Below are 24,010 nucleotides of genomic sequence, written 5' to 3' on the forward strand. Positions count from 1 at the left end.
CAAACCTTGGTATAGTAGGTTGGAGGGGTCGCGGCTTCTAATGGAGTATGCCAAGGACAACCTCAGCGACGACGAAGTCCTGGGCATGCTGCTGCCTTTTGTGAGAGCCTGGTTTACTCGGAAGTACGGCAGGATGACCCCGCCGCAGAGGATGGCTATACCGTACATTATGCAGGGACGGAACGTCCTGATATCCTCGCCCACGGGGACGGGTAAGACACTCGCCGTCTTCCTCGGGATCATAAACAACCTGTACAAGGAGTACCTCGAGAAGGGGGGCCTCCCCGAGGGCATCGTAGTCGTTTACGTCAGCCCTCTCAGGGCCCTTAACAACGACATGAGGAGGAACATCTACGAGCCGGTCAAGGAGATAGTGGAGGAGGCGAGGAGGCAGGGAGTCGAGCTCCCGGAGATCAAGGTCGCCGTGAGGACGAGCGACTCTAAGCAGAGCGAGAAGCAGAGGATGCTGAGAGACCCGCCTCACATTCTAATAACCACCCCCGAGAGCCTGGCGCTCTCCTTGAATGCCCCCAAGTTCAGCGAGAGGCTGAAAAACGCTAGGGTCGTGGTGGTCGACGAGATACACGAGCTCGCCTCCAGTAAGCGCGGTAGCCACCTGAGCCTCAGTATAGAGAGGCTCGAGAACTTGACGGGCAGGGAGCTCCAGAGAATAGGGCTCAGCGCGACGATCGCCCCCTTAGAGGATGTAGCGTTGTTCCTCGTGGGATACAGGAACGGGGAGGAGCCCCGGGACTGTGTGGTCGTCGACGCGAGGTTCGCGAAGCCGATCGACATAAGGGTGATCGCCCCCGTCAAGGACCTGATACACACCCCGGCCGACGCCGTGAACGAGGCGATATACAAGTCCCTGATAGGGATGATCAAGAGGCACAAGACGACACTGGTGTTCACGAACACCAGGAGCGCCACGGAGAGAGTCGTGTACAAGCTCAGGAAACTCATGGAGAGCGAGAAGGTGGTAGACGTCGACGAGGTCGAGGCCCACCACAGTAGCCTCAGCAGAGACGTGAGGCTGGAGATCGAGGAGAAGCTGAAGAGCGGGGCCCTGAAGTGCGTCGTGAGCTCCACTTCTCTGGAGCTGGGGATAGACATCGGCCACATAGACCTCGTGGTGCTCCTCAGTAGCCCTAAGAGCGTTACGAGGCTTTTGCAGAGGGTCGGCCGGGCGGGGCACCACATAAGAGAGGTGAGTAAGGGCAGGTTAATCGTGGTGGACAGGGACGACCTAGTCGAGTGCGCCGTCCTCGCAAAGGCGGCCATGGAGAGGAAGATCGACAAGATAAGGATACCCAGGAACCCGCTAGACGTCTTGGCCCAGCACGTAGTGGGGATGGCGCTCGAGAGGAAGTGGGGGCTCAGGGAGGCGTACGAGTTAGTCAGGAGGTCTTACAGCTTCCGCGACCTCCCCTATGAGGACTTCGTGAGCGTCGTGAAGTACCTCGCGGGACAGCTCGGCGACTTCTACGAGTACAACAAGGTCTACTCGAAGATATGGCTCGATGAAGAAGAGGGGGTGTTCGGGAAAAAGAAGAGTACGAGGATGATCTACTACCTCAACCTGGGCGTGATACCCGACGAGAGCAAGGCCCACGTCTTCACCACCGAGGGCAAGTACGTGGGAGACCTGGAGGAGGCCTTCGTGGAGTACCTGGCGCCGGGAGACCTCTTCGTCCTGGGCGGTAGGGTCTACGAGTACCTCGGTAGCAAGGGGCTGAAGGTCCTGGTGAGGAGGGCGGACGGGGCTAGGCCTACCGTGCCCAGCTGGTTCAGTGAGATGCTCCCGCTGGCCTTCGACTCGGCCCTGCTCGTAGGCAGGTTCAGGCGGGCTGTAGCCGACAAGCTCGCGAGAGACGGCTTTGAGGAGGCGGTGAGATACGTCGCGAAGGAGTACAACCTCGACAAGGATGCTGCCAGGTCCATTGCGGAGTACGTCTGGGAGCAGTACAGCTACACCGGGGGCCTAATACCGAGCGACAAGCTGATCTTGATCGAGGTCTTCGACGAGGAGGACAGGCGCAACGTTATAGTCCACAGCCTCTTCGGTAGGAGGGCCAACGACGCCCTGTCCAGGGCGTACGCGTACATCGTCTCGAAGACTGTAGGAGCCAACGTCAAGATCACGGTAACCGACAACGGCTTCATGCTGACTCTCCCGGGCCACCCCAGCGCGGACTGGGTGGGGCTCTTCAAGTCGATAAACCCCGACGAGCTCTACGACATCCTGGTCAGGGTCTTGAGGAGGACCGAGCTACTTAAGAGGAGGTTCAGGCACGTGGCTACGAGGTCGTTTATGCTCCTCAGGCGCTACAGGGACGTGGAGAGGAGTATCCAGAAGCTCCAGGTCAACGCCGAAGAGCTCCTCAAGGCTGTCGAGGAGATAGATAACTTCCCCGTCCTGAGAGAGACGTACAGGGAGATCCTGGAGGACTACATGCACATAGACGAGGCTAGGAAAGTCCTCGAGTGGGTGAGGGAGGGGGAGGTGGAGGTCAGGCTCTTCGGGCCTGTAGACGTGCCCAGCCCCTTCGCTCACTCGATAGTAGTACACGGCTACAGCGACGTAGTGCTCATGGAGGACATGAGGAGGATGCTCGCCATACTATACGACCAGGTAATGGAGAAGCTGAGGAAGCTGGGTGTACAGCTTCAAGCTGGTGGAGTCGAGGAGGTCTCCTGACCCTCCTCTAGCGACAGCACCTCCCGCAGCCTCTCTTTTGGAACCCCGAAGACGTTCTCGGCTATAACGGCTATGTAGTCGTCGCTGGGAGTCGACTTGGGGAATCCCAGCCTTATCGCTAGTGCTCTCTTGAAAGCCTCTTTAAAGGTCTTGTTCCTGATCTCACCCTTCTTTATGCCCTCCGCTATCCTCAGCGCGATGAAGAATCTGATGTAGCTCTTGATCGTCTTCTCCTCCTCGCTCATGTTCTCGGAGACGACCTTGAACACCTTCGCGACCTCCTCCTCGCTCATGAAACCGAGTACGAACTTCACGAGAGGGAGCCTCAGCATTCTAGCCACCGTGTTACTGTCGACGACGTTTGTGGGGGAGACGCCCTTGAGTATGCTCTTCGCCTTCTCCTTGTCCCCGCTCATCAGGCTCGACAAGGCCTCTTCAAGCGCCTCCTCGATGTAGAAGATCTTCTTCAAGACCTCCGGGTAGTCCCTGTCTATGTTGAGCCCGTACTTGGCTATCACGTAGATGGTCGCCATCTCCTTGTCGTATATGTCGCTGGGGACAGACTTCCCCATTATTGGCTTCAAGCCGTGTCTCTCGTACTCCCTTCTCAACATCTCGACGGCGTCCGCCCTCCCTATGTTCTCGATGTTGTGTATGAACTTGCTCAGCAAGTAGACGGCCAGCTTGATCCTCTCCCTGTGGGGGCTAGACTCCACCCGTGACACCCCTACACTCCAAGACCTTCTGGAGGACTCTCTTCAACCCTATGTCCAGGCTCACTGCACCAGAGTACACTCTAATAGTGTTTTTCCTAATATTGATTACAACCTTAACAACTTTTTCCTCCCTGACACGGAAGAACAAGTTTATCTTGGACGACTTGATCTCGACCCCCGCGAGCTCCGTGTGCCCGAGTCTCCTCTTCAGGTATCTCACTCCCGCGTCGACCAGGCCCTCAACAAGCTCTTTCGAGGGGGGCACGCGTGGTCACCTCTACCTCCAGCCCTCTCTAAGCCTGACGAGCCCGAGCGTCTCGCACGCCTCGACTAGCCACCCTGCGTACAGGAACGACACGTAGTCGCAGGCCTGGTTGTCGGGTACTACCACACCCTTGCTGAGCCTCATCGCCTCGGAGGCCAGTCTACAGTCCAGCCTGGGGGCGATCTTCCTCTTCAACGCGTCGATCACCTCCAGAAGGCTCCTCCGCTCCTCGAAGAGCCGCATAGCGTACTCCATGTCCTCCCTCGTTAAAGTGTAGTCCTCGGGCTTAAGACCCCTCTCCTTCGCGAGCTCGACGTACCTGAGAAGGGTCTCGTAGTCGCCTACGACCCTCCCAGTGGCTAGTAAGGGCCTCCTCTCATCACTCCCCTGCGACCGACTCAACTATCCTCTCTCTCGCCTTCTCCCTCAGTCTCGGGTCGTCAATCATAGTGATCAAGGTCTTAACCGAGCTTAATATGTCTTCTATCAGCACCTCGTAGACCCTCTCCTTCTCGTAGGGGGCCAGTATGCTCAGGGCCCTGGATATCACCTCGTCGTCGGGGTACGCCCTCCTGTAAACGTACTTCCGGACAGCGGTCGGGGAGACGCCTAGCTCGGAGGCCAGCTGCTTTATACTCCTAGATGATAGGAGGACGTCGATTATCTTCAGCCTCGCCTCCCTGCTGACCCAGTGGAAACTCATGGTTCTTCATCACAATAATAAACCCAGTTCAGGGTAACATAAATACCTTGAAGCTTTCGCCACGAAAGTGCAGGGTGTAGTGTTTTGAGGAACAAGGCAGTGGTTTATGATGGCTCCCTAGCTTACGCTGACCTACCGGCAGTAGTCCTGAATAGGGGTATGGTGCTAGTCAAGAACAGTATGGCCTACGTGGGATTCCAAGACGAGGAGCTACTAGAGGGGCGCGAGCCAGTAATCCTCCCGAGGTTACTGGGCTCTGTTTGCGCCGGCCGGGTGATCGAGTCGCCCGAGCAACCCTACTTAACGGGGAAGTTCGTAGTAACAAACCCGCTCGTAAGCGGGTCCAGGAGCGTCCTCGACGTGGACGGCTGCCTCTCGACGTACTTCCAGGTCGACCCCAAGAGGGTCTACGGCACCTACCCTACCGTAGAGCCGGTCAACTTGCTCGAGCCCTACGCTTCCCACGCCCTAGAGCTCGCTGGCGAGTCGGAGGGGAACACGCTCGTCTTAGGCTGCAACATCGTCGGGCTCATGACAGCGACCGCCCTGAGGGACAGGGGGTTCGAGCCGTACTTGCTGTGCGAGAAGTCCCTTGCTCAGGCCAAGAGGTTGGGTCTGAGAGTCTTCAGGAATGTCGGCGACCTGCCAGTCGACCTGGAGACGCTCGTGGTAGTAGAGGTCACGCCGGCTTTGTGGGACTTAGCCGACAGGAGCCCGTTGAGGAGGCTCGTTGTCTCGGGTTTCTCGGGTACGAGGAGCCTGCGCCTAGGCCTGTCGAGAGAGCTGGTGGTCGTCTACCTCGACACCGCAACCCCCGCTTCAAGCGGGGGGGCCAGGAGGCTGGCCGAGAAGGCCTTGGGTCTAGTCAAAGTCTTCAACGTGAAGAGCGTCGAGGATGCTGTAGGCTTCCTCCCGCCGAGGGGCCTCGGCACGATACTGAGGCTCTCCGGGCCTGGTGAAAAGAGCGAGGCCGGTGGCGAGCAGGGCGGGGGTGCGAGCTCTACTCGTTCTTGATTAAAGCAGACAGCCTCCTCACGCCCTCGTATATCTCGTCGAACGTCGGGTAGCTGAAGTTGATCCTCATCGTGTTGTGCCCGGTGCCATCCACGAAGAAGCTGGCTCCCGGCACGTAGGCGATCTTGTACTTGGTGATCGCGACCTCGAGGAGCTTGGTTGTGTTGAAGCCCTCTTTGTCGACCTTCACGAATATGAAGAGGCCGCCGATGGGCTTCGTGTAGTCTACGTAGTCCGGCAGGTAGTCCTCCATAGCCGAGAGCATGGCGTCCCTCTTCGACTTGTAGTAGGGTGTGGCGACCTTCACCATCCTATCGATCAAACCCTTCTTCACCGCTTCAGCCACTATGAACTGCGTGAGGGTCGGGCTGTGCAGGTCCAGGTACTGCTTGACCAGCTCGAACTTCCTCGTGAGGTCGTCTATCGCGGCGATCCAGCCTATCCTCAGCCCTGGAGCCAGCACCTTGCTCACGGTGCTCAAGTAGATGACCCTGCCGTACTTGTCGATGGCCTTCAGGGGTGTCGTGTCTGCGCCGTCCTCGTATATTATGTAGCTGTAGGGGTCGTCCTCGACCACCATCACATCGTACTCCTCTGCTAACTCGATGATGTGCTTCTTCCTGTCGAGCGTGAGGGAGGTGCCTGCGGGGTTGTGGCCCACGGGTATGGTGTATATGAACTTCACCCTCTCACCGCTGTTCTTAAGCGACCTAAGCTTCTCCTCCAGCTTGTGCGTGTCCATACCGTGCTCGTCCATCTCGACCCCCACCAGCTTGGCACCGGCTATCTTGAAAGCCCCTATTGCAGCGAGGTAGGATGGGTTCTCCGTTACGACGACGTCGCCTGGGTCTATCATGCCCCTGGCCACGATGTCCAGGGCCTGCTGGCTCCCTGTCGTTATGATGAGGTCCTCCGCGTCTGTCTGGATCCCCTTCGTCCTCCTCATGAAGTCCGAGAGTGTCTCCCTCAGCTCGATCAAGCCCTTCGTCTCGCTGTACTGGAGAGCGTCGTCGCCGTACTTCAGTATGACCTCTCTCGCTATGTCGGCCAGCTCGCTTTTGGGGAAGAGCTTCGGGTCTGGTATACCCCCAGCGAAGCTTATCACGTCCTTCCTGTGCTTTATGATCGCCAGCAACTCCCTGATGTCCGAGGCCTTAATACCGACGGCCAGCCTACTATAAAACTTGTCGTAAGCGGGCATCACAGAGCCCGATTAACAGATATCCAGATCATATATTAAAAACTTTACCCCCCAAAGTGTGTATATATAATACTTACTCGTTTATACCTACTTTTTAAAGACTGAGTGTAGAATCACAATATAAAGCCGCGGTGTTAAAGCTGGTCGAGTTAAACAGGGTGTTGAAAAACCCTCTCAGGGTCAACGCGAGAGTCGCGTACGTCTACCCCGGTAAGTACGAGGTCATGACGTCTAGTCTAGCCCACGACATCGTATACATGTACGTCAACAGAAGAGACGACGTGTATCTCGAGAGGTTCACCGCGGACAGGGGGGAGGCCGGGTACAGGAGTATAGAGACGGGTAGTCCACTGAGAGACTTCGACGCGGTGTTTACCACGCTACACTACGAGCTGGACGTCGTCGAGCTCGTCGAGGTCTTGGAGTCCTCGGGTGTGCCGGCAAAGCGGGAGGATAGAGAGATACCCGTGATCGCGGGCGGGCCTGTTGTCATGGCCAACCCAGCTCCGTACACGAGGATAGTCGACGCATTCGTGGTGGGCGAGGTCGAGGCCACGATCGACAGGGTCGTTGACGCTGTCTCCGCTAGGGCTGGCGAGAGGAAGAAGGCCGTCCTCGAGGAGTTGTCCCAGCTCGACTTCGTCTACGTCCCGGGCCTCAACGAGGGGGCGGTGCGTAGGTACGCACCAAGCCTAGACGACGTCGAGTACCCTGTGAGGCAGGTCTTCGACCCCGACAGGCAGCCGGCCTTCGGCCTCGGGTTCAAACTCGAGCTGTCCCGGGGGTGCTTGTTCCACTGCTCTTTCTGCATGGAGTCCAGGCTCTTCCAGCCCTTCAGGCACAGGTCTCTCCAGAAGGTTGTCGAGCTCGTCGAGAAGGGGCTCGAGTACAACGGGCTCGAGAGAGTGGTGTTGTACGCTCTCTCATTCCCTGTGACGAGAGAAGACGTGAAAGTACTGGAGTACCTGTCTGGGAAAGGTGTAAGGGCTGTTCTACCCTCTCTCAGGCTCGAGAAGCTCGACGATGAAGTCCTGGAGTTGATAAGGCAGGTAGGGCAGAGAGAGCTCACCCTAGCCCCGGAGTCCTTCAGTGTTCTCGCCCAGAGAGTCCTGATGAAGTACCCCGGGCTCGTGGAATTGGCTAAACACAAGGTCGCGTCGGTCGTAAGAGCCGGTTTCGACGTTAAGCTCTACTTGATATACGGGGTCAAGGGGACGGGGGTCGAGGATGTGCTGGAGACTGTGAGAGCCGCCAGAGAGCTCGCGGGCACGGCAAAGGAGCGGGGGAGGAGGCTCGTCTTGTCTTTCAATCCGCTCATACCCAAAGCTAGGACACCGTTCGCCTACATCGGTATGATGGGCTCGGACAGGCTCTCGAGGCTGGAGAAGTTGATAGACAGGGAGTTAAGGGGGTTCGCTAGGATTAGGGAGTTCAACGTGAAGACCTCGTTTGTCCAGGCGTCTATCTCGCTGGGCGGTGAGCAGGTCGCCGACTTAGTACTGGAGTGGTCGTTGAGAGGCGGGGGCTACGCGAACTGGTTGAAGTTGGCGAGAGATAAGGGTGTAGACCTGCGCTACGTCTACGACGGGCTTGACCCCGAGTCGGAGCCGCCCTGGTCCAGGATAGTCGTGGACAGGCTGGAGGAGAAGGTGTTGAGGGCCCAGGTCGAGGCTATTAAACACCTCGTTGGGTCAGTGGGTGAAAAAGAGTAGGGGCTCTACAGTGCTACTTTACTACCGGCCTGTACGAGACCAGGTAGTATATGAGCCCCGACTCCCCGTCCTCGTTTACCCTCCTTAGTACAGGCTCGAGTAGCATACCCGTCTTCAACTCGCTCACGTCTACGTCTGTTATCCTGGTCAACAGCCTCGCCTTCGACTCCGTTGTCTCCACAATACCTATCACGACCGGCCTCTTGTCCTCGAACCCCTCGGCGGCGCTGTAGATCACCGTGTAGGTCAACAGGACTGCCCTCTCGTTCAGTAGCTCCACCTCCTCCACTCTCGTTGAACCACAGAGCCGGCACCTGTCGTTGTAGGGGTAGACAACGCGGCCGCAGTCCAGGCACTTCGCGGCTTTCAACCTGTAGTAGGTCTGCCTTTCACGCCAATACCTGGGTATAGAGAACCTCAAGCCGGTCACCCTATCCGCTTGATCAAGTTCCTCGACCTGGCGTAGAACGCGTAGTCGACAACCTTCTTCCTAGACAGGTAGTCTACGACCTTAGGGGCCTTGTCCCTCTTCTCCAACACCTTGTCTGTCACCACTATACTGTACGCGTCGCTCCCAGCCCCGCTACCGAAGGGGGCGAGCAGTATCCTGGAGCCCGGTCTAGCCTCGTCGAGCACCTTGGAGAGGCCTATAAGAGCCGAGGAGTTGTAACTGTTACCTATCAACGGCGTGACGAGACCCGGTTTGACCTTCTCGACGGGGATGTCTAACATCCTGGCCACCTGTACGGGGAACTTGCCGTTGGGCTGGTGGAAGATCGCGTAGTCGAAGTCGCTGGGTCTGAGCCCGGTCTTCTCCATCAAGCCCTTGACAGCGCCCACGATGTGGTGGAAGTACGCTGGCTCCCCTGTAAAGGCCTCTCCGTGCAGCGGGTATGGGACGTGAGCCCTCCTCCAGAAGTCGGGCGTGTCCGTCACGTAAGTGTAGCTGGCCTCGAAGACCGCAGCCGCCTCGCTACTAGGCCCTATGACCAGCGCCGTGGCAGCGGAGGAGGCCGTGTACTCGAGGACGTCGCCGGGGTTCGCCTGGGCGGTGTCCGAGCCTACGACTAGGGCGTACTTTACGAGGCCGGACGCCACCGACGCGATGCTTATCCTGATCGCCTCGCTTGCGGCCCTACACGCGAACTCCAGGTCCGTCGCCATGGTAGAGGGCGTTATACCCAGGGCCTCGGCTATGACGGTGGCAGAGGGCTTGACAGCGTAGGGCTTGCTCTCGGTCCCGAACCACACCGCCCCTATCTCCTTGGGGTTGACACCCGCTCTCTTGAGCGCGTTTAGAGCCGCCTCCCAGCCCATTGTAATGGCGTCCTCGTCGTAGCCTGCGACGCTCTTCTCGGCTACGTCTAGTTCTCTCGGCTGCTCTGGGTTGAAGCCCCAGACCCTGGTTATCTCGCTGAGGGGCATACGGTACCTCGGTATGTAGCTACCCCAGCCGACGATCCCGGTCAAGTCCTCGGGCTTCATACATGCTACCTCTTCGCGTAGAGCCAGCAGGCGACGTAGTGGCCTGGCTCGACCTCGACCATAGGGGGCTCCTGTTTGTCGCAGACGCCCCTCAGCTCCCGGTGCTCGTCTAGAGCCACGCACCTCGGGTGGAACCTGCAGCCTGGCGGTATGTTTACCGCGCTGGGTACCTCGCCCTTTATCGGCACCTCCCTAACCTTCAGCCTGTTCGAGGGGTCTGGTTCAGGGACAGCCGATATGAGGGCCCTGGTGTAGGGGTGTAGCGGGTTTCTGATGACCTTCTCTGTATCGCCCATCTCCACTATCTTGCCCAGGTACATTATGGCGATCTTGTTCGCGATGTACCTCGCTATAGCCAGGTCGTGGGTGATGAACAGGTAGGTCAGGTTTAGCTTCTGCTTCAGCTCCAGCAGTAGCTCTATGATCTCGGCCCTGATAGACACGTCTAGCATGGAGACCGGCTCGTCGGCGACGATGAACCTTGGGTTCAGTATAAGCGCCCTGGCTATGACCACCCTCTGCCTCTGCCCGCCGGAGAGCATGTGGGGGTACCTGTTCATGAAGTCCTCTGGCGGTGTGAGCTTGACCAGCTCCAGCGCCCTGTGGATCATGTCGTACCTGTCCGACCTAGTGAAGCCGAATTTGTGTATTATCAGTGGCTCCTCGAGGATCTCGAATATCGTCAACCTAGGGTTGAGGCTGCCGTAGGGGTCCTGCCATATCATCTGTATCTCCTTGCGTAGCGGGCGCTGGTACTTCCTGGGCACCTTGGAGAGGTCGATGTGCCCGTACTCGGTTATGTACTCGGGCTTGTAGCCCAGCTTCGTGAAGGAGTCTACCAAGTCCTGGGAGGGCTTGTAGCCTATCTGCCCTCCCGTCACCTCGTAGAGCATTAGCACGGACTTACCCGTGGTGGTCTTGCCACAACCACTCTCCCCTACCAGCGCGAAGACGTCTCCCTGCTTGACCTCGAAGCTGACGCTGTCTACGGCCCTAACGTAGAGCGGGGGCCTCCTAGCGAGGACGTCGGTGATCCCCCTTCTGACGGGGAACCAGACCCTCAGGTCCTTCACGAACAGGATGGTGTTAGAGTCTATGTTCATGAAGCCGGGCGTGCTCACGAAGGCTCACCTCTTCGCGTAGAGCCAGCAGGCGACGTAGTGGCCTGGCTCGACCTCGACCATAGGGGGCTCCTCCTTTGAACAGGGCTCGAACACGTACTTGCACCTAGGGTGGAACCTGCACCCGGGTGGCGGCTGTATTAGATCAGGTGGGACACCGGGTATAAACTCTAGCTTCTTCAGTTCCTTCCTGAGGCTGGGTATACTGTTGATCAAGGCCCTGGTGTAGGGGTGTAGGGGGTTGTTGAAGACCCTATCCGAGCTCCCTATCTCAACTATCTTACCGGCGTACATTATCGCTACCTTGTCCGCTATCTCTGCGATCAAGCTCATGTCGTGTGTGATGAGGATTATCGACATCTTCAGCTCCCTCTGAAGCCTCTTTAGCAGGTTCATTATCTGCGCCTGCACAACGACGTCTAGAGCTGTGGTCGGCTCGTCGGCGATCACTAGAGGAGGCCTGAGCGCTAGAGCCATGGCTATCACGACCCTCTGCTTCATGCCGCCGCTCAGCTCGTGCGGGTAGCTCCTCACTCTTCTAGGGTCAAGACCCACCATCTTGAGGAGCTCGGCCGCCTCTTGGAGGGCCTCCCTCTTCGTGAGACTCCTGTGTAGCATTAGGACCTCGGCGATCTGGTCTCCCACCGTGTAGACCGGGTTGAGGGCGTTCATGGCGCCCTGGAAGATCATCGATATGCCCTTCCACCTAACCTTGACCCTGAACTCCTCCTCCGGCATCTTCAGGATGTCCGAGCCCATGAAGGATATCCTACCGCCAACGATCCTGCCGGGCGGGGGGACGAGCCTTATGATCGAGTAGGCGAGAGTACTCTTACCGCAGCCGGACTCTCCTGCTACACCGAGTACTTCGCCTTTGTTGAGTTTGAACCCCACGTTGTCGACGGCCTTGACTATACCCTTCGAAGTGTAGAAATACGTCTTGAGCCCCTCGACCTCTAGTAGCACTTCACTCAACTCAAATTACACCCGCACCGCGCTAATGTATGGATATAGAGCGTATATTTTAAAATGTTTTTATCTTAGACTGTCCTCAACTAAGAGTAAGACCCCTTATTCTACCCGGAGCCTGACAGCCTTCTCTTAACACGAGCGTGTCTCTGTGTGTCGCGTACGTTGTGAAACGGTCTTAAGCTTCGTGCCCCATAGATTAGAGCTTGGTGGTCAGGGCTTGAAGAGGGAGTTGCTCGACAAGCTGGTACCCGAGTGGGCTAGAGACCTGTACTCGAAGAGGATGTTCTCGATCCGCGACCTTTTCAAGAACGACAAGGCGATCATAGGCATGGTACACTTACTCCCCTTACCGGGCGCGCCCGGGTACAAGGGTTGGAGCATAGACGTGGTCGAGGAGCACGCGCTGAGGGAGGCGAAGATATACGAGGAGAACGGCGTTGACGGCGTTATAGTCGAGAACATGTGGGACCTCCCCTACTACAGCGGTGCCTCCCGTATACCACCCGAGGAGATGACTGCTCATGCCGTGGTGGCTAGGCATGTAGTGAAGAACGTGTCGATACCCGTCGGGATAACCGTTATACACAACGGCGGGAGGGTGGCCCTCGCGATAGCGAAGGCGTCGGGTGCTAGATTTGTAAGGGTCTGCCTCTACACGGGGGCGGCTGTCTGGGACACCGGCGAGTTCGACCACGGGGTAGCCGCGGACCTCGTTAGGATAAGGAAAGCCCTCTACGCGGAGGACATCAAGTTCTTCGTAGACGTGGTCAAGAAGCACAGCGTGGTGTTCCCCGGTATCGACATCGTGACCCACACGAAGTGGGCCGACTTCTACCTGGCCGACGCGGTGATCGTGACGGGGAGGATGACGGGCGAGGAGCCCTCGGTGGAGGACGTCAAGCTCGTCAAGTCGATTGTCGGCGACACACCTGTGATCATAGGCAGCGGGCTAACCCCGGAGAACGCCGAGAAGTTGCTGAGGTACGCTGACGGGGCAATCGTGGGCACGTACTTCAAGGTCCACGGGCTGACCCAGAACCCCGTCGACCCCGAGAGAGTGAAGCGCCTCATGAGCGTCGTCAACAGAATTAGGGGTAAGGCTTGAGCGAGAAGCGCGTCTTCGTATACGGCGACCTCAACCTCGACGTGATATACTTCCTCGACACGGACGATCTGGTGTTCAGGGACGTCTCCTACGTTGCGAGGAGAGGACTTTACGTCCCTGGTGGAGTAGCGGGCAACCTTGCCGTGGCTGCGAGGAGGCTTGGCTCCAGGACGAGCGTGATGGCAAAGGTCGGGGAGGACGTGGTGGGGATGGTGCTGGTCAAAGACTTGGAGACCGAGGGGGTAGGGGTAAGGTACGTGGCCGCTACTCGCGAGGAGCCCACGGGGACTATGAGCATCTTGGTCAAGCCGGGCGGAGGCAGGGTCATAATCGGGTACAGGGGCGCCAACAAGCTGAACACTCCAAGTAACGAGGTGATAGAAAGCGTTGTGTCGAGCGCTGACGCCGTCTTCGCCTACGGGTTCGCAGCCCGTAACGTGGACAAGGGCGAGTCGCTCGTGGGGCTCCTCACGAGGGCTAGCAGGGAGTCCGTTGTAACAGGGCTCGACCTCAGCGGCTTCAACAAGGGGGACAGGAGCCTCTTGCTCAAGCTCAAGAAGAACGTCACCTACGCGTTCATCAACATGGACGAGCTCGAGGAGCTCGTCGGCTCGGCCTCCGTGTCGGCTGCCGAGGCGCTGTACAAGAGCCTCGAACCAGAGGTCCTCTTCCTCAAAATGGGTGGGAGAGGCTCGATGGCGATAGCCGGGGACAAGAAGGTGTCTGTGAAGGCGTTCAACGTAAGGGCCGTCGACACGACCGGCTCTGGAGACGCGTTCAACGCCGGGGTGCTCTACTCGTTGCTCGAGGGGTTCGACCTAGAAAAGGCCCTGCTATACGGTAACGCGATGGGGGCTTACAAGGCGATGGGCGTGGGGGCGAGACACCTACCGAGGTCCCTGAGGGAGCTCGAGGAGTTCATCGAGGTGGTAGGCAGGCTCAGCGGGCGGCACGCGCTCTGACCACGAGGAAGCTAGCGCCTGGTGCTAGGCCTAAAACGGGCGGCTCGAGAACCTCGGGCGAACCTGGCGGGTTGCGGAGGGTGGAGACGAGTAGCTCCGTCTCGAACCCCGAGAGCTCGAGCATCCCGGTTAACTCGCTCAGCGAGTAGAACCTGGCGTGCGAGTAGAACTTGTGCCCTCTCTCCTTGAGCCGGCTGTAGAAGGTGCCCCATGGACTGTCCCTAGGTATGAAACCCACCACCAGCCTGCCCTCTGGCTTCAGTATTCTCCTGGCCTCCCTAAGCGCCTTCAAGGGCTCGTCGAGGAAGCATATGGTTATGATCACGAAGACCCCCCCAAAGCTCCCGTCCGGGAACGGCGTGGACTCCGCGAAGCCTTTGACCACCTTTACTCCGCGTCGAGAGGCGAGCTCCAGTAACCTCTCGGAGGGGTCTAGACCAACGTCTACACCTAGCGGTGCCGCGAACCTCCCGCTACCCACACCGATCTCCACCCAGGGCCTTGGGACGCCCCGTGAGGCTAGCTCGACAGCCCACAGCTCGGACCTGTATATGTTGGGGTGCTCATCGTACCAGTTGTCGTACTCAAGCCAGAACTTCTCGAAGGGGTCGACTACCATGACAGCCACAACCCGAGTAAGTTGGGTCTCACGACTGCCCGCCCACGTTTACACGACAAAACTCAGCCACGGGTGAAACACGTGTGGGTGAATACGTCCCCGACCTACTCATCCACAGGCCTAAGCCTGAGTTGTAGGTCCGAAAATAATATTGTTCCAAGAGAACTTATATATGTGTCAGGTGAAACCCTTTGAAGGCCCTCCTCTTAAAGGGCCCGCGGGAGCTGAGCATCGAAGACGTGCCTGAGCCCCGACCCGAGCCAGGCTGGGTCTTGGTCAAGACCTCTGCGGTAGGCATCTGCGGGACGGACAAGGCCTTCTACACCGGCTCATACCCGTTGTTCAAGAAGCCGATAGTACCGGGTCACGAGGTGGCTGGAGTGGTCGTCAGCGAGGGGGAGCTCAAAGGCAGGCTGGTCGTCAGCGAGATCAACTTCCCGTGCGGCAGGTGCGAGTACTGTAGAAGGGGCTTGTACACCCACTGCCCATACAGGAGGACGCTCGGCATCGACTTCGACGGCGGTTTCGCTGAGTACTTCGTCGCCCCGGAGCAGGCGCTCCACGTAGTAGAGGGGTTGCTCGACCCGGTGGAGGCGACGCAGGTAGAGCCGCTAGCAGCCGTCCTCAACGCGTTCGCCCAGTACCCCCCTGAGCCCGGGGACAACGTCGCAGTAGTTGGCACGGGCAACCTCGCCCTACTCGCCGCCCAGGTACTCAAGTGGATGGGGGTGGACCCCGTGGTCGTGGCGAGGAGGGGTAGCTCGAAAGCGCACTACTTCGAGAAGATGGGGTTCACGGTGATGTCTCTCGACGAGGTGAGAGAGTACATAAAGAGGAGGACCCCCGAAGGCCTGGGCTTCGACATGGTAGTCGAGGCGACTGGAGGGACGCAAGGGCTGGACACAGCGATCGAGATCGCGAGGCCTAGAGGAGTCGTGCACTTGAAGTCGACACCTGGGTCGAAGTTCACAGTGGACTTGACGAGAGCTGTAGTCAAAGAGGTGAGGATCGTGGGGACGAGGTGCGGGACCTTCAGGGAGTTCAGGAAGGCGATCGAGCTAATGAGCAGGGGGCTAGTGAAGCCGGTCATCACCAGCGTCTTCGAAGGGATAGACAGCTCCGTAAAGGCGTTCGAGAAGTCCCTTAGTGAGGGGGAGGTAAAAGTAGTGGTCAGACTCTGAAGCTCGCCAGTGCCTCTAGGAGGATGTCCCCGTAATCCATGGTGTACTTTTTCAGCTCCTCCGCGGTGGGATATCCCGTCTCCTTTACGAGGCTGTTACTCACAAGTAAAACCGAGAGAGCCCTGAACCCCCTGATCTTGGAGAGGACGTAGAGGACCGCGGTCTCCATCTCCACGCTAATAGCGCCCAGGCTCGTCCACTCCCGTGCGAACGCGAACGGGTCGACGTAGAACCTGTCCGCGCTGACCACACTGCCGACGTAGTACCTGACACCCCTCTTTGCGAATCTCTCCTCCACGTGCTTCAGCAACGCGTAGTCGGCTGCGGCACTTAGCGATATGTTCCCGGGGAAATACTGGGAGTAGATGCCGCCGCTGTAGTAGCTCGCGTCCGTGGCCAGAACTATGTCCCCAACGTTGAGTTGTACAATCAAGGCCCCCGTTGTCCCGAACCTCGTTATAATCTTAGCGCCCAACATCCGCAACTCCTCGAAGACTATGTGGGCGGACGCGGCCCCGACCCCGTGGACGGCTATCGAGATCGGTACGCCGGAGTACTCCCCGGTGTACACGTAGAAGCCCCTGTTCTCGTTCACCAGCCTCGGGGCTGAGAGGAGGTCTTTTAGTAAGTGAGCCCTCTTAGGGTCGCCGACCGTGACAACCCTCTCGGCTACGTCGCCCGGCTTTGCTAGTATGTGTAGAGGTTTTCTGAAGTAGCTCATAGCGTCAACCTCCTGTAGAGCTCCTCCGCCATGTCGCTTACCCTGACTATCCTACCTAGCCCTAGCTTCGAGGCAATTACGCTGACCTGTAACGGTATGTAGCCGTTGGATTCAAGGAAGGCCACGTCCCCGATGACCTCCTCGGGTGTTCCCTCCCGGACTATCCTGCCCTGGCTCATGAACACTACCCTGTCGGCGAGCTCGGCAATCAGCTGGAGGTCGTGGGCTATTAGTACGACAGAGTGCCCCTTCTTCGTCAGCTCCCTGAATATCTCGAGGAGGTTGAGGCTCCTCTTGTAGTCGATCCCGGCGAAGGGCTCGTCCAGTACGAAGACGTCTGGGTTAAGGGCTAGTACTGTAGCTATCGCTAGCCTGTGCCGCTCGCCGAAGCTGAGGACGTGTGGGGATATATCGAGGGGCTTCTTGAGGTCCACCACTTCGAGAGCCCACTTGATTCTCTCCTCGATTTCCCCCGCCTTGAAACCGAGCTTCTTGAGCCCGACGCTTAGCTCGTCCCTGATAGTGGCCGAGTAGATCTGCGAGTCCGGGTTCTGGAAGACGTAGCCTACGTGCCTCGCTAGCCTCGAGGTGGGTACTCTCCTCGTGTCCATACCGAGCACTCTGACTTCTCCTCTCCACGGCTTTAAGAGGCCGTTGAAGTGCTTGGCGAGCGTTGTTTTCCCAGCGCCCGACTCGCCTATGATGCCGACGAACTCGCCCTTCTTCACCGTGAAGTTGACGTCTTTCAAGACCCAGTCCTGCTTCTTGTTGTACTTGAACCAAACACCCTTTGCCTCTATCAAGACCTCGCTCAATCTACCTCCCCCCGCTCAGCCTGCCCTTGATCAGCTCCACCGCCTCGCGGGCTGTGACAGGTATTCTGTCCACCCTGACCCCCTTGTCCATTAACTTGTAGAAGACCTCGGAGATCATGGGCGGCCTAACGCCCACCCTCATGATCAACTCGTAGTTAGAGAAGACCTCGCTAGGCTTACCCACTGCGACAAACTCCCCCTTGTCCATGATCACGATCTTGTCCGCGATCTTGCTAGCCCACTCAATCCTGTGCTCGACTACGATTATCGTCATCTGGTAATCCCTCTTGAGCCTGTCGAGCAGGTCGAGCACCCTCCTCGTGCCTCTGTGGTCTAGCATTGAGGTAGGCTCGTCGAGTATCATCACCTTCGGCCTGAGAGCTAACACAGACGCTATCGCGAGTATCTGCCTCTCCCCGGCCGACAGGCTCCACGGCGAAAGGTCCTTCTTCTCCCACAGCCCCACGTACTTTATGATCTCTTCTGCCCTCTCCCTTATCTCGTCCGGCGGGAGACCCAGGTTCTCGAGCCCGAATATTACCTCCTCGAGGACTGAGGGCATAATGATCTGCGAGTCTGGGTTCTGGAAGACGAAGCCGACGTCCCTCACTATCTCCTGGGGCTGTAACTTTAGGATATCCCTTCCGAGTATCCTAACCGTGCCCTTTATGGTCCCCTTGACCATGTTAGGGATGATGCCAGTGAGTATGTACATTAGAGTGGACTTCCCGCAGCCAGAAGGGCCCATTAGTACGACGAACTCCCCTCTCTCAACAGTCAAGTTGAGGTTCTTGAGCGTCCAGTCCTCGGCCATTAGGTACTTGAACCACAGGTCCCTGATCTCGACGGCGGGCGCGCTCATCTCAGACCCTCCACGTAAGCGTACGTCGAGAAACCCGCTAACTTCACCGCGATTACTGAGAGGTAGAAGACGGCCAGCACAACGAGCGCTATCATGTCCCTCCTACACCACTTCAGCGGCTTCATGTAGCTCCTCTTACCCGCACCGAACCCCCTCACCATGAGGGTTATAGCGGTCTCCCACGTTATGCTCATGATCCTTATGATTAAGGGGACGAATACGGGGATCGTGTAGGCTATTCTCTTCACCGGGTTAGGGGAGTCGACCTCTATACCCCTGGACTTCTGGACGTCGATTATCTCCTTGAGCTCCCTGAACGTGATCGGCAGCAGTCTCAGCGAGAGGAAGAGTGTGAAGCCCGCCTTGTATGGCAGTCTAAGCTTGTCGAATGTCTGGACAAGGTCGTATGGCTTAACGGTCGAGAAGAAGAGTAGCATAGCCGTGATCGGGTTCACTATGAGGAAGAACTTGCCCGTGCCGACCAGTAGACCGACGTCCGTCACCACGAGGTTTGCGAAGCCTATGTAAAATAAAGGTCTGCCCACGTTCTGATAGAAGCTCGCCCACACGAGTATGGTGACTATGAAGAAGACTACGCTGTAAGTTATGGTTATTAGCAGCCTCGCCAAAGACAACCTGGCTAGTATAATCCCCACGATCAGGCTTATGAAGACGAACACGCCTACGCTCCCGTCGAACTGGGTAGCGATCGAGGCGGCGAGTGCGAGTATAAACCAGGCCAGCTTTACTCTAGGGTCCAGCCTGTGTATAACGCTGTCGGCCTCGTAGTATAGGCCTATCTCACCGCTCAACTCCACCACACTCGAGTAAATCTTGGCGGACTTCACGGATTTTCTCAAACACTATGTGCTTTAGCCTATTAAACTCCGCGCTTTTGTTCACGGCCCTCCCCGAGACGACTACCAGCACCGGCCTGTAGTACTGGTGGTCGTAGACGAGGCTGAAGGCCGCGTCGGTCGGGGACATCTCGCTGGGGTCGACCCAGGGAGGGGGCTCCCAGAGGACTATGTCTGCCGGCGCGCCCGGCGCTATACCGATGTACTCCCACCCGAGCGCCCTACTACCCTCCCAGACGCTACTCTTGAGCAGGGCGTACACGTCCAGCGGCACCGGCCGCGCGTACCTGCTCCCCTGAGCGGCCAGAGCTACTTTCATCTCGAAGAGCGGGCTCATCACGCCGTCTGTGAGAGGTCCGTCTGTGCCGACTGTCACAGGTATGCCTCTCTCGAAGTACTCTAGGACTCTCGCCACGCCGGAGCCCCAGCTCATGATCGTGAACGGGCAGTACGACACGTAGGGCCTGCTTTTTGCCAGTAGCTCCAGGTCCCCGTCGTCGACGTAGACAGCGTGGGCCAGGAGGGGTCTCACCGAGAGCAGGCCCAGCTCGTCGGCCAGCTGCGCCGGCGTCTTCTCGTACCTCTCCTTAGTGAACCTGACCTCGTCTAGCGACTCGGCAAAGTGGATGTGTATCTTAACCCCTTGGTCTCGGGAGGCCTCGACCGCCCTCTTGACAGAGTCGAGGGATACCGAGTAGAGGGCGTGGACTCCTATCATGCCCCTAACAAGCTCGTCGCTCATGTATCTCGCCGCGAATCTTATGGAGTCCTCTATACTGTGCTTCGGCGGTCCCTCGAACAGCTCTATGACGCCTAGGCTCAGCGACGCCTTCAGCCCTACCTCCTTGGTGGCCTTCGCAACCTCGTCCTCGAAGAAGTACATGTCGCCGTAAAGTACAACGCCGTTTTCCACGAGCTCGACTAGCGCGGCGAGAGCCCCGTAGTAGACGTGCCTGGGCTTAAGGCAGCTCTCCATCGCCCAGACCTGCCTCAGCCACTCGAAACCCGTCTTCCTAATAGGGGTGCCCTTGAAGACGTACATGGGTATGTGGGTGTGGGTGTTTACAAGCCCCGGCGTGACGAGGTAACGCCTCCCGCCAACTATGAACTCCGGCCTGTGCTCAAGGGCCTTCTCGTACGGTAGCACGCCGTGTACAACACCCCTCTTACTGTCCACTAGAACGACGTGGTCTTTCAGGAAGCGGTCCCGCTCGTCTAGAGTGAGGATGCTCCCCCTAATCCCGTAGAGCAAAACCTCCACCGGGACGATGCGGTTAAGTGAGGAAAAAATGTGTTTAAGGTTGGCCGACTCTGTCCTTCCAGTAGAGGCCCCTCATCTTGATCGGGGGGTACAGTAGGTAGCCTAGTATGGGCGTTATGGTCGACGTCACGATGGCGTCGTTGAATATGACCCAGGGGGCGAACCAGCCCCATATCAGCGGTCTCGGCAACCCTATCACCGGCTCCAGGGCGTCGAGCCACCAGGATATGTACAAAGCTACGTAGACGCTCCCTATGACGGCGCCCCATATGTAGTACTCTATTATGCTCCTCGGGCTCCTGAAGCTGTGGTCTTTCATGAACTTGTACGGTAGGTAGGCTATCATGAAGTTGCCTATGAACCCGCCGATACTGCCGATGCTGAGGTAGCCTGTGAGCGCGTCCGCTATAAAGTTGCCTATTGCAGTCCCGAGCGCGCCGGGTACGCCGAAGAGCATGCCGAAGAGCGGCGCGAGGGCGTTGCCCGGCCTCAACCACGTGAAGCCGGGGATTATCGGGATACCGCCTGTAGCGGCGAGCGAGCCGCCGTAGATCGCCGCGGAAAGTGCCGTCACGGTGACGTCTACCGCGTCCCACTTCACGTTGTTCTTGACTATCCTGAAGCTCCTGTCGATAGTGTCGCCGGAAACCTCCATGAAGAATATAACTGTACCGATCACCCAGAGTATCCCGGCGACGACGAACCAGAAGTCCCTACCCAAGGCTATGAACGGGCGCGAGATGATCCATTCCTGCCAGTTCGAAAGCCCCTTGCTCACGATGTCGTACGCTACGTAGATGAAGAAGGCGGCAAACAGCAAGCCTATGACTATGCTAAGAGTCCAGAGACCAGCACCCTTCCCGCTCACTTCTTACCACCCCTCCTAGCCACGTAAACGGCCAGTGCTATGCCCACTATCAGGATTATGAAGCCTAGCGTTGTCGTGACGGCTGGGCCCATAGAGCTCTGGTTCAAGCCCACGGCCGCGTAGAAGCCCATCGTCGAGTAGACGTAGTATATGATCATGGCGAAGAGCCACAAGGCGCCCAGCGCTAGCAACACCAGCCCTCCCCGCTTCTTCGCAAGGTAGAGCGCGATCCCTATTATCAAGAGGATGATCCCGAGCGTTAGTAATACTATGTCCTGCATCAAGAGTTGTCCACCTTACGTGTCTTAGTCATATATTTGAGTAGGTGGAAAATATAAACGTTTACACAGATCTATGTGCCGCTTATAGGAGGTAAGCGGCTATATCCTGATTAAGGGGGTGCTCCCTTTTAGTAGAACCTCTGCCAGCCTCCTAGTCGAGCGGGTGACCAGGCTGCTTGCCGCAGCCTCGCGGAGGTCGAACCACTCCACCCTCCTCGCGTCTCCGCCGGGCCTCAGCTCGCCGCTCAGGGTTTCCGGGTCGAAGAGGACGTCTACTATCACGTAGTGGTACTTGACCCTACCGTCGTCCCTCACGATCGACTCGGACACCCAGACTACGCCCACCGGCCTCCCCGTAACCCCTGTCTCCTCCTCGAGCTCCCGGACAGCAGCGTCCAGTATCGACTCGCCGGCCTCTATCGCCCCGCCTGGAACAGCCCACAACCCTACACCGGGAGGGTAGCCTCTCTCGACCAAGATTATCTTCCCGTCCTTGACCACTACAGCGCCCACGGAGGCTATCGCGTACTCGGGGTACTCGCGGGGCAAAAGGGCGCACCCGCAGCGGCCTTTTCACAGCCTTGATAGGATATTATTCCGTTCACAGGGGTAAAAACGGGTTAGCCTGGCGCGGGCCCGGGGGCTTACTCCCTCTTGTAGGGCACTCCCACGTACTTCGGCGGCCGGGACTTACCAATGACCCCTGCCACGACTGCCAGTGTCGCCACGTAGGGGATCGTGTTGAAGAGGTCTACCGGTATGATCTCCTTGAGCCACCCAATGTTCTTCACCCACTCGCCGAGAACCCAGAAGAAACCGAAGAGGAAACTACCCAGTATCCCGAGTATCGGGTTCCAGTTGGCGAAGTTTACTGTGGCCAGCGCTATGAAGCCCCTCCCGGCCGAGATCTGCTTCGTTATCCCAGCGTTCCAGTCGATACTCAAGAAAGCCCCTGCCAAGCCGGTGAGCAGCCCGGCTATTGCTGAGGCCGCTGTCTGGACCAGCTCTACTCTCACGCCTACGGAGTCGGCTGCCTCGGGGTTCTCTCCGCAGGCTCTAATAGCGAGCCCGGCCTGCGTCCTGAACAAGAAGTAGTACGATAGGACGGCTATAACCACTGATGAGAGCGCTATGGGCGACAGCCCGAAGACCTTGGGGACCGTGAGCGATATGTCTATCGTGTAGTAGCCCGCAACGTGGAAGAAGGCTATAATCGAGTACGCCACGAACCCTACGGCGAACAGGTTGACGCCGGTACCCGTCACTATCTGGTTACCCTTCATGTAGGCTGATATGAACCCGTGGACTAGCCCCAGTAAGAGTCCCGTGGCCACGCCGGCGAGCACGCCGAGCCACGGGTTTGCGAAGAGGCTGTCCACGTATATTGAGGTGAAGGCAGAGATCAGCATAATGCCCTCTAGTCCGATGTTGGCTACCCCTGCCCTCTCGCCTATTATCTCGCCTGTCGCCGCGAGGAGTAGGGGTGTAGACGCGTTGAGGGTCTGGACAAATAACTGCCAGAGCATGGACCACTCCATCTACTTCCACCCCCTAGCCTTCCTGAGTATCAGCCTCATCAGGCCGGGTATCGAGAGCGTTATTATTATCAGGCCCTGTACCGTCTGGACCATCTCTAGCGGCACGTGCGCCCAGATCTGCATGTTCCTAGACCCCGCCTTCATGACCCCGATGAAGAGAGAGGCGAACAAGATTCCCAGGGGGTGGTTGTTGCCTATGAGCGACACCGCTAGGCCGTCGAAGCCGAGACCCATCAAGTTGCTCAAGCCTGTCGTTATCGCGTACGACGGGGGTCTACCGGAAACCTCGCACACGCCCGCGACGCCTGCTGTCATTCCACCGATTATGAAAGAGTAGAGCGAAACCCTACTCACGTTTATCCCGCCGTACCTCGAGGCCACGGGGTTGTAGCCCACAGCTCTTATCTCGTAGCCTACGGCGGTCCTCCACAGCAGGAGGTACGTGATCAACAGTACTACTACCGACACTATGATGCTCGCGGAGAGCTCCGTCCCGCTGACCAGGAGAGGCAGCCTGCCGGCCGGAGGCACGGAGACGGTCTTAGACGCGTCGAGAGGGTTTGGTATGACGTATATCCTCATGGTCTCGACCACCCAGTAGGCTATCCAGTTCAGCATTATCGTCGACACGACCTCGTTAACGCCTCTGTAGGCCTTTAGCACCCCCGCTATCAACCCCCAGAGGACGCCGAGGGCAGTGCCAAGCGCGAACTCGAGGGGCAGGTAGAGGAAGGATGGCAGTGCTACAACGCCGAACAGCACCGCGCCTAGCGCGCCCATGTACATCTGCCCCTCGGCGCCTATGTTGAACAGGCCTGCCCTAACACCGACGGCGAACGTTAGAGCCGTCAACATTATGGGTGCCGCGAAGCTGAGGGTCATCTCCAGCCCGTAGGTCGTCGTGAGCGTTGGGACGAACAACTGGTAGTAGGCGTTCCACGGGTTGTACCCGCCGAGAGCCATGACCAACGCGCCTACCAAAATGCCGACTAGTATAGCGACAGCGACTTCCAGGAACGAGAGGGCGTACTCCTTGAGCACCGCGTCGGCCAT

The 24,010-nt window shown here is 58.1% G+C and carries 26 protein-coding genes; 6 read left to right on the forward strand and 20 right to left on the reverse strand.

All coding sequences use genetic code 11. The features are described 5' to 3' along the window. Window positions 1–40: 40 nt before the first annotated feature. Window positions 41–2,698 (forward strand): ATP-dependent helicase, encoded by a 2,658-nt coding sequence (locus tag TCELL_RS05905; protein WP_014737824.1) that lies wholly within the window; start codon window positions 41–43, stop codon window positions 2,696–2,698. Here TCELL_RS05905 and TCELL_RS05910 read toward each other — a convergent pair. From TCELL_RS05910 to TCELL_RS05925, 4 genes are read right to left on the reverse strand one after another with little or no spacing between them, the layout of a single operon-like run. After that, window positions 2,668–3,414, reverse strand: a complete 747-nt coding sequence (locus tag TCELL_RS05910; RefSeq protein WP_014737825.1) for a DUF2192 domain-containing protein — start codon at window positions 3,412–3,414, stop codon at window positions 2,668–2,670. The genes TCELL_RS05905 and TCELL_RS05910 overlap by 31 nt on opposite strands. Further along, the gene (locus TCELL_RS05915; RefSeq protein WP_014737826.1) at window positions 3,404–3,679 is read right to left on the reverse strand and encodes a hypothetical protein; all 276 of its coding nucleotides are present in this window, start codon (window positions 3,677–3,679) and stop codon (window positions 3,404–3,406) included. The genes TCELL_RS05910 and TCELL_RS05915 overlap by 11 nt, the downstream gene beginning before the upstream one ends. 12 nt (window positions 3,680–3,691) lie before the next feature. Next, complete coding sequence (locus TCELL_RS05920; protein WP_014737827.1) at window positions 3,692–4,081, reverse strand: hypothetical protein; 390 nt, start codon at window positions 4,079–4,081, stop codon at window positions 3,692–3,694. Then, window positions 4,059–4,382: an HTH domain-containing protein gene (locus TCELL_RS05925; protein WP_014737828.1), complete on the reverse strand. Its 324-nt coding sequence runs from the start codon at window positions 4,380–4,382 to the stop codon at window positions 4,059–4,061. The genes TCELL_RS05920 and TCELL_RS05925 overlap by 23 nt, the downstream gene beginning before the upstream one ends. An 84-nt stretch (window positions 4,383–4,466) precedes the next feature. On the opposite strand from TCELL_RS05925, the gene TCELL_RS05930 reads away from it, so the two are divergent. Continuing rightward, window positions 4,467–5,396, forward strand: coding sequence for an MDR/zinc-dependent alcohol dehydrogenase-like family protein (locus tag TCELL_RS05930; protein WP_014737829.1), 930 nt, complete (start codon window positions 4,467–4,469; stop codon window positions 5,394–5,396). On the opposite strand, the gene TCELL_RS05935 is transcribed toward TCELL_RS05930, so the two are convergent. Beyond that, window positions 5,383–6,597: an aminotransferase-like domain-containing protein gene (locus TCELL_RS05935; RefSeq protein WP_014737830.1), complete on the reverse strand. Its 1,215-nt coding sequence runs from the start codon at window positions 6,595–6,597 to the stop codon at window positions 5,383–5,385. The genes TCELL_RS05930 and TCELL_RS05935 overlap by 14 nt on opposite strands. 131 nt (window positions 6,598–6,728) lie before the next feature. On the opposite strand from TCELL_RS05935, the gene TCELL_RS05940 reads away from it, so the two are divergent. Further along, window positions 6,729–8,309 carry a B12-binding domain-containing radical SAM protein gene (locus tag TCELL_RS05940; RefSeq protein WP_014737831.1) on the forward strand — a complete coding sequence of 527 codons (1,581 nt, stop codon included), beginning with the start codon at window positions 6,729–6,731 and terminating at the stop codon, window positions 8,307–8,309. A 13-nt stretch (window positions 8,310–8,322) separates the two neighbouring features. On the opposite strand, the gene TCELL_RS05945 is transcribed toward TCELL_RS05940, so the two are convergent. Genes TCELL_RS05945 through TCELL_RS05960 form a run of 4 tightly spaced genes read right to left on the reverse strand, consistent with a single transcriptional unit; the run spans window position 8,323 to window position 11,890 of the window. Then, complete coding sequence (locus tag TCELL_RS05945) at window positions 8,323–8,739, reverse strand: Zn-ribbon domain-containing OB-fold protein (RefSeq protein ID WP_014737832.1); 417 nt, start codon at window positions 8,737–8,739, stop codon at window positions 8,323–8,325. Further along, on the reverse strand, window positions 8,736–9,794 hold the full coding sequence (locus TCELL_RS05950) for a hydroxymethylglutaryl-CoA synthase (RefSeq protein ID WP_014737833.1): 1,059 nt from the start codon (window positions 9,792–9,794) through the stop codon (window positions 8,736–8,738). The genes TCELL_RS05945 and TCELL_RS05950 overlap by 4 nt, the downstream gene beginning before the upstream one ends. Window positions 9,795–9,799: 5 nt before the next feature. Further along, complete coding sequence (locus TCELL_RS05955; protein ID WP_048163753.1) at window positions 9,800–10,897, reverse strand: ABC transporter ATP-binding protein; 1,098 nt, start codon at window positions 10,895–10,897, stop codon at window positions 9,800–9,802. Between the two features lie 24 nt (window positions 10,898–10,921). Next, on the reverse strand, window positions 10,922–11,890 hold the full coding sequence (locus TCELL_RS05960) for an ABC transporter ATP-binding protein (RefSeq protein ID WP_048163317.1): 969 nt from the start codon (window positions 11,888–11,890) through the stop codon (window positions 10,922–10,924). A gap of 181 nt (window positions 11,891–12,071) precedes the next feature. Here TCELL_RS05960 and TCELL_RS05965 point away from each other — a divergent pair, with 181 nt between their 5' ends. Together TCELL_RS05965 and TCELL_RS05970 are read left to right on the forward strand one after the other, a co-directional pair. Beyond that, on the forward strand, window positions 12,072–12,992 hold the full coding sequence (locus TCELL_RS05965; protein WP_014737836.1) for a BtpA family protein: 921 nt from the start codon (window positions 12,072–12,074) through the stop codon (window positions 12,990–12,992). Further along, on the forward strand, window positions 12,989–13,954 hold the full coding sequence (locus TCELL_RS05970) for a carbohydrate kinase family protein (protein WP_014737837.1): 966 nt from the start codon (window positions 12,989–12,991) through the stop codon (window positions 13,952–13,954). The genes TCELL_RS05965 and TCELL_RS05970 overlap by 4 nt, the downstream gene beginning before the upstream one ends. On the opposite strand, the gene TCELL_RS05975 is transcribed toward TCELL_RS05970, so the two are convergent. Beyond that, window positions 13,932–14,573, reverse strand: coding sequence for a class I SAM-dependent methyltransferase (locus TCELL_RS05975; RefSeq protein ID WP_048163755.1), 642 nt, complete (start codon window positions 14,571–14,573; stop codon window positions 13,932–13,934). The two genes, TCELL_RS05970 and TCELL_RS05975, sit on opposite strands and share 23 nt — an antisense overlap. A gap of 191 nt (window positions 14,574–14,764) precedes the next feature. Here TCELL_RS05975 and TCELL_RS05980 point away from each other — a divergent pair, with 191 nt between their 5' ends. After that, on the forward strand, window positions 14,765–15,754 hold the full coding sequence (locus TCELL_RS05980; protein ID WP_014737839.1) for an MDR/zinc-dependent alcohol dehydrogenase-like family protein: 990 nt from the start codon (window positions 14,765–14,767) through the stop codon (window positions 15,752–15,754). Here TCELL_RS05980 and TCELL_RS05985 read toward each other — a convergent pair. The 10 genes from TCELL_RS05985 to TCELL_RS06030 form a co-directional block, all read right to left on the reverse strand. Then, window positions 15,744–16,475: a purine-nucleoside phosphorylase gene (locus TCELL_RS05985; protein ID WP_014737840.1), complete on the reverse strand. Its 732-nt coding sequence runs from the start codon at window positions 16,473–16,475 to the stop codon at window positions 15,744–15,746. The two genes, TCELL_RS05980 and TCELL_RS05985, sit on opposite strands and share 11 nt — an antisense overlap. Beyond that, window positions 16,472–17,290, reverse strand: coding sequence for an energy-coupling factor ABC transporter ATP-binding protein (locus tag TCELL_RS05990; protein WP_014737841.1), 819 nt, complete (start codon window positions 17,288–17,290; stop codon window positions 16,472–16,474). Before TCELL_RS05990 ends, TCELL_RS05985 begins: the two co-directional genes overlap by 4 nt. A gap of 1 nt (window position 17,291) precedes the next feature. Further along, a complete protein-coding gene (locus TCELL_RS05995; protein ID WP_014737842.1) occupies window positions 17,292–18,152 on the reverse strand; it encodes an energy-coupling factor ABC transporter ATP-binding protein in 861 nt (286 codons plus the stop codon). Further along, window positions 18,149–19,000 (reverse strand): energy-coupling factor transporter transmembrane component T family protein, encoded by an 852-nt coding sequence (locus tag TCELL_RS06000; protein WP_162097842.1) that lies wholly within the window; start codon window positions 18,998–19,000, stop codon window positions 18,149–18,151. Before TCELL_RS06000 ends, TCELL_RS05995 begins: the two co-directional genes overlap by 4 nt. Further along, window positions 18,954–20,270, reverse strand: a complete 1,317-nt coding sequence (locus TCELL_RS06005; protein WP_014737844.1) for an amidohydrolase family protein — start codon at window positions 20,268–20,270, stop codon at window positions 18,954–18,956. The genes TCELL_RS06000 and TCELL_RS06005 overlap by 47 nt, the downstream gene beginning before the upstream one ends. Window positions 20,271–20,304: 34 nt before the next feature. Next, window positions 20,305–21,138 (reverse strand): QueT transporter family protein, encoded by an 834-nt coding sequence (locus TCELL_RS06010; RefSeq protein WP_014737845.1) that lies wholly within the window; start codon window positions 21,136–21,138, stop codon window positions 20,305–20,307. After that, complete coding sequence (locus tag TCELL_RS06015) at window positions 21,135–21,422, reverse strand: hypothetical protein (RefSeq protein WP_048163325.1); 288 nt, start codon at window positions 21,420–21,422, stop codon at window positions 21,135–21,137. The genes TCELL_RS06010 and TCELL_RS06015 overlap by 4 nt, the downstream gene beginning before the upstream one ends. A gap of 96 nt (window positions 21,423–21,518) precedes the next feature. Further along, the gene (locus tag TCELL_RS06020) at window positions 21,519–21,968 is read right to left on the reverse strand and encodes an NUDIX hydrolase (RefSeq protein ID WP_014737847.1); all 450 of its coding nucleotides are present in this window, start codon (window positions 21,966–21,968) and stop codon (window positions 21,519–21,521) included. A gap of 95 nt (window positions 21,969–22,063) precedes the next feature. After that, entirely contained in the window at window positions 22,064–22,957 is an 894-nt protein-coding gene (locus TCELL_RS06025) for an ABC transporter permease (protein WP_014737848.1), read from the reverse strand. Next, window positions 22,958–24,010: an ABC transporter permease gene (locus TCELL_RS06030; RefSeq protein WP_014737849.1), complete on the reverse strand. Its 1,053-nt coding sequence runs from the start codon at window positions 24,008–24,010 to the stop codon at window positions 22,958–22,960. It lies immediately after the preceding gene.

It is taken from the genome of Thermogladius calderae 1633 (assembly GCF_000264495.1).
Lineage (GTDB): Archaea > Thermoproteota > Thermoprotei_A > Sulfolobales > Desulfurococcaceae > Thermogladius > Thermogladius calderae.

What these genes read in the sequence shown, in the direction of transcription:
- TCELL_RS05975 (WP_048163755.1), bottom strand. Translation starts at nt 14,573, where the DNA reads ATGGTAGTCGACCCCTTCGAGAAGTTCTGGCTTGAGTACGACAACTGG.
- TCELL_RS06025 (WP_014737848.1), bottom strand. Translation starts at nt 22,957, where the DNA reads ATGGAGTGGTCCATGCTCTGGCAGTTATTTGTCCAGACCCTCAACGCG.
- TCELL_RS05985 (WP_014737840.1), bottom strand. Translation starts at nt 16,475, where the DNA reads ATGAGCTACTTCAGAAAACCTCTACACATACTAGCAAAGCCGGGCGAC.
- TCELL_RS06030 (WP_014737849.1), bottom strand. Translation starts at nt 24,010, where the DNA reads ATGGCCGACGCGGTGCTCAAGGAGTACGCCCTCTCGTTCCTGGAAGTC.
- TCELL_RS05950 (WP_014737833.1), bottom strand. Translation starts at nt 9,794, where the DNA reads ATGAAGCCCGAGGACTTGACCGGGATCGTCGGCTGGGGTAGCTACATA.
- TCELL_RS05935 (WP_014737830.1), bottom strand. Translation starts at nt 6,597, where the DNA reads ATGCCCGCTTACGACAAGTTTTATAGTAGGCTGGCCGTCGGTATTAAG.
- TCELL_RS05905 (WP_014737824.1), top strand. Translation starts at nt 41, where the DNA reads ATGGAGTATGCCAAGGACAACCTCAGCGACGACGAAGTCCTGGGCATG.
- TCELL_RS05995 (WP_014737842.1), bottom strand. Translation starts at nt 18,152, where the DNA reads ATGAGCGCGCCCGCCGTCGAGATCAGGGACCTGTGGTTCAAGTACCTA.
- TCELL_RS05955 (WP_048163753.1), bottom strand. Translation starts at nt 10,897, where the DNA reads ATGAACATAGACTCTAACACCATCCTGTTCGTGAAGGACCTGAGGGTC.
- TCELL_RS05925 (WP_014737828.1), bottom strand. Translation starts at nt 4,382, where the DNA reads ATGAGTTTCCACTGGGTCAGCAGGGAGGCGAGGCTGAAGATAATCGAC.